At 44.6% G+C, this 3,697-nt stretch carries 5 protein-coding genes; 4 read left to right on the plus strand and 1 reads right to left on the minus strand.

The features are described from left to right. Positions 1–138: 138 nt before the first annotated feature. On the minus strand, positions 139–582 hold the full coding sequence (locus ACVA53_RS24775; RefSeq protein ID WP_446506606.1) for a type IV pilin protein: 444 nt from the start codon (positions 580–582) through the stop codon (positions 139–141). Positions 583–670: 88 nt separating this feature from the next. On the opposite strand from ACVA53_RS24775, the gene ACVA53_RS24780 reads away from it, so the two are divergent. Genes ACVA53_RS24780 through gspI form a run of 4 tightly spaced genes read left to right on the plus strand, consistent with a single transcriptional unit; the run spans position 671 to position 3,529 of the window. Further along, positions 671–1,195 carry a GspH/FimT family pseudopilin gene (locus tag ACVA53_RS24780; protein ID WP_446506607.1) on the plus strand — a complete coding sequence of 175 codons (525 nt, stop codon included), beginning with the start codon at positions 671–673 and terminating at the stop codon, positions 1,193–1,195. Next, complete coding sequence (locus ACVA53_RS24785; RefSeq protein WP_446506608.1) at positions 1,182–1,769, plus strand: PulJ/GspJ family protein; 588 nt, start codon at positions 1,182–1,184, stop codon at positions 1,767–1,769. Before ACVA53_RS24780 ends, ACVA53_RS24785 begins: the two co-directional genes overlap by 14 nt. A gap of 13 nt (positions 1,770–1,782) precedes the next feature. Beyond that, complete coding sequence (locus tag ACVA53_RS24790) at positions 1,783–3,147, plus strand: hypothetical protein (protein WP_446506609.1); 1,365 nt, start codon at positions 1,783–1,785, stop codon at positions 3,145–3,147. Then, positions 3,134–3,529 (plus strand): type II secretion system minor pseudopilin GspI, encoded by a 396-nt coding sequence (gene gspI, locus ACVA53_RS24795; protein WP_446506610.1) that lies wholly within the window; start codon positions 3,134–3,136, stop codon positions 3,527–3,529. Before ACVA53_RS24790 ends, gspI begins: the two co-directional genes overlap by 14 nt. Positions 3,530–3,697 lie beyond the last annotated feature (168 nt).

Consider the following 3,697-nt stretch of genomic DNA (forward strand, 5'->3'; position numbering starts at 1 on the left):
ATCCACGTTCAGTGCTCTATATTCCTAGCCGATATCCATTGAGATATAAGCGCTAGTGCTTAACCGAATGGCATTAAGCGTAATGCTGGCTTTTTTGTGCCTGAAATTTGCGGGTAGTTCTTTGTTGGTATATTTCTGTTACCAGCAGCCATTGATGGCGGAGCCTCCTTTTTTTGCCTCTGTCCGTCCACTGGCTGCGACGGATATCACGCCGCATCTATCATCATCTTGGATTGTATTTGTCTTGGGTGTGGCCGTTAATGTGTAAGGTGGCAGACCGCCGTTTATATATGTGGCGGAAAAGTTGTAATTGTCGGTGTTCAGGTTGCAGGCGGGGCAGCTGTTGTTGTCGACACTGGCCGGGTAGCTACCGTTACGAGTAAATTCATCTTCCATCCATAGGTGCAACATCATCAGGCTAGCTTGGGCTGATGTGCGGTGGCCTGAACGTTGATGATCGACATAGCTTGGGTAAGCAACGCTTGCAAGAACGCCGATAATCACGACAACAATCAGTAATTCGATTAATGTCACACCTTTCTGCTTATTCCTATGCATGCTGTCCATTAACTTACGAGTCATATCCCTATCTCTAGTTTTACTTAACAATCATGATGTTATGGAGTGATAACCTATATCTAGCGTAATTGGTATTAGATGGTGGTGTGGAGTGAAAAAACTGGGATCGGCTAGTGGCTTTAGCATGATTGAGTTGCTGATTGTTACCTCCGTGGCTGTGATATTGATTATGGTAGCAGCCCCTTCTTTTACCCAAATACTGGACTCTCAGCAGCTTGGCTCTGCGACTAATCGCCTCGCTTTGCTTTTTAAACAAGCAAGGCTTGAGGCCATTAGGAGAAACCAAGAGTTGTATATCCACAACTTGGACATGGCCGTTCCGACAAAAAATAGCTGGTGTGTTCTTGTCACAGCCAGCGCTACCACACCTGCATCATGCGCGTTCTCTCAGGTGATATCGAGTCTGCATGGTGAGTCGTTCCCCCGTTTATCAGTTAAGGGATCCAAGGCTCGTATTAGTCTTGACCCTGCAAGGGCGATCACAGGCTCAGGGATGGCTTATACGCTAACTAGCCCCGAGATGGGAGCTGGAGTTTCTGTGAAAGTTAATATAAGCAGCAAGTCGAGAGTAAGGATTTGTTCTGTTGGTACGGTGGTTGGTTATGAATCGTGTTAAGCAAAGCGGTATGACATTAATCGAATTGATGCTGGCCTGCGCCATGGGGACAGTGTTGCTGATGGTCTTGTCCAGCGTTTTCGCTAATGGGTTCAGTACATCAACCCGTATTGCCCAGCAGCTTAATTTTGATAGCCAGTTTCACGATTTGAATCAGTTTATCCGTAACGATCTGCGCCGTGCGGGCTTTGCGATTGAAGGTACTAGAGCTGGTGCCGTTAAGTGGAAAGATTCCCCGCAGACTGTGTTTGTCAACGCAGCCCGTGATTGCTTAGCTTATGCCTATGAGTATACAGATGGTGGAGTAGATAAAGTTCATTATTCATCTTTGTATTTGAATGACAGTAGCGAATTGAAATTGTACACCAAACAGAAAAGTATTACTGAACCGCCTAAAAATATCACTGCAGCCTGTACTGGTGGAGAGGTGATCTCAGTGAGTTCGGAAATTCAGTTAGCCAGCTTTGTGGTAGACATTTCTCTGTTTCCGGCTATAGCTGTCGCTATGTCTGCTAGCTCACCGGTCAATGGAGCCCAAGATAGTAGCCAGTTGAACGTTACCGTAGTGAATTAATTCGGAGAAGGATATGAGACGTCAGCAAAATGGATTTGTCACCCTGACAGTGACTTTAATGCTCATGATACTGGGAACGTATGGTTTATATCAGTCTGTCGAAATGAGCCACTATAACGTCAAGCGTTTTCAGAATGTTCTCTCGGCTAAAAAGAGTCATTGGATAGCCGAGGGGGGCTTGCAGTGTGCGTTTGCTGTTAACCAGACAACAGTGGGGGATCCTCAAACGCGTTCGTATAACGCTTGCGACGATCTGGTCTTAGGTCAAAGTGGTGATGAAAATCGTCTGACATTGGCTGTCACGGGGCAGCAAATTGGAACGGGGAGTTTATATACACTCACTAGCACAGTATCTGAAGAGAATGGCCCAGGTCAAAGAAAGGTTGCAAAGGAAGTTAAGGTCGAAAATGTTTCACCGATGCCTGGGATTTTCAAGACCTCGTCAATTTTTACCTTGAGAGGGGACTTTGAATTTTTGCCCAATCACAATGATGGAGAATGTATAACCATGATTGTGAAAGATCTTAATAATTTCAAGCATACAGATAGCACGAGTAATTCAAAAGTAATCGTCCAAGATGGCGATGGGTATAGTGCAGAGCAACTTCCAACAAGCGTTGATTTAGATGCAGTGAATAATACTGCGAAGTTGAATAGCGCACAGACATGCCGTTCAGGCTATCAAAGTTTTGCAAAGGTTGGGACTGTCTGGCCTTTGGCTAAAGATATTCTAGAAGAACCTGACATGGATATGTTCAACGATTTTTTTGGTGTGCCTAAGAGTGAATGGGAGAGCGTGAAGAACAATGGTACTTTCCATGTGATAAGCCCTCCCAAAGGTGAGAGCTTGATTCCAGATTGTGCAGAGCAAATTAATACCGCATTTAAAAATGGTGATAGGTCATTTTGGGTGGAAGGGAGTTGCTACATTACTTCTACATCAGAGGAGGCTGGCTTGAAGCCTTTCAACTTATCAACACCTGCCATACCTATGCCTGATACTGATTCTGCTTTGATAGTGGTTCAGGATGGGGCGGTTTTTCATAATGGTCAATTGGGACTGTCTGGCTTGCTCTATCAGTTCAAGACGAATGACAGTAAGAGTACTTTAGTCTCTGCGGATATGGTTTCCTCTTGTTATAAAGCATCAGTGTGTGGAGATTCTTCTCATGAAACACCATTTAAGAATACGGCATTTTATGTTGCTGGTTCCTTGCATGCTTTTGGTGGGGTTGCGGTAGATATGGAAGGCATGAACTTTATTGCCAATGCAGGGTTTAAAGCCCAATACAACGATAAATATTGGCAAGATTTATTACCTAACCCGATAAATACAAAAGTAACTTGGCAGCAGGGAACATGGCGTGATTTTCAATAGAGTAAGAAATAACCAAGGATTTAGCTTAATTGAAGTACTGGTTTCTCTAGCCATTGTGGCGGTGGCGGTGTTGGCGATGATTAAGATGCAGTCTTACTACGAGCGCGAAGGTGAAACCGCTGCAAAAGGGCTTATGGCCATCCAAATTGCTGAAAACCAGTTGGAGCTAATGAAGCCGTTGTCTTATGCCGATATAACTCTGAACGTTATTTCCGGAACGGTTAGTCGAGCGGGGACAGCATTTGACTGGCAACAGGCTGTACGTTCGAAAACACTGGCGACTGCAGGTGATGTGAAGCAAATTGAAGTTACGGTCACCTGGGAAGATCGCTGGCAGCAACCACAGAGTGTTTCCCTTGCGACAATCCGAACACAATATTGAGTGATATTTTATCTAAAATGCACGCTGTGGTTACTTATTGAGCGAGCGAACATTTATTTGCAAAAAAATATTGCCCTCACGAATTCTCTCCCTATAATGCGTCCTCACTGACACGGAGCACGGCAACTTAAGCCGCTATCCAGTCAGTATTGTTCTTTAACAATTTGA

It is taken from the genome of Photobacterium sp. DNB23_23_1 (assembly GCF_052873815.1).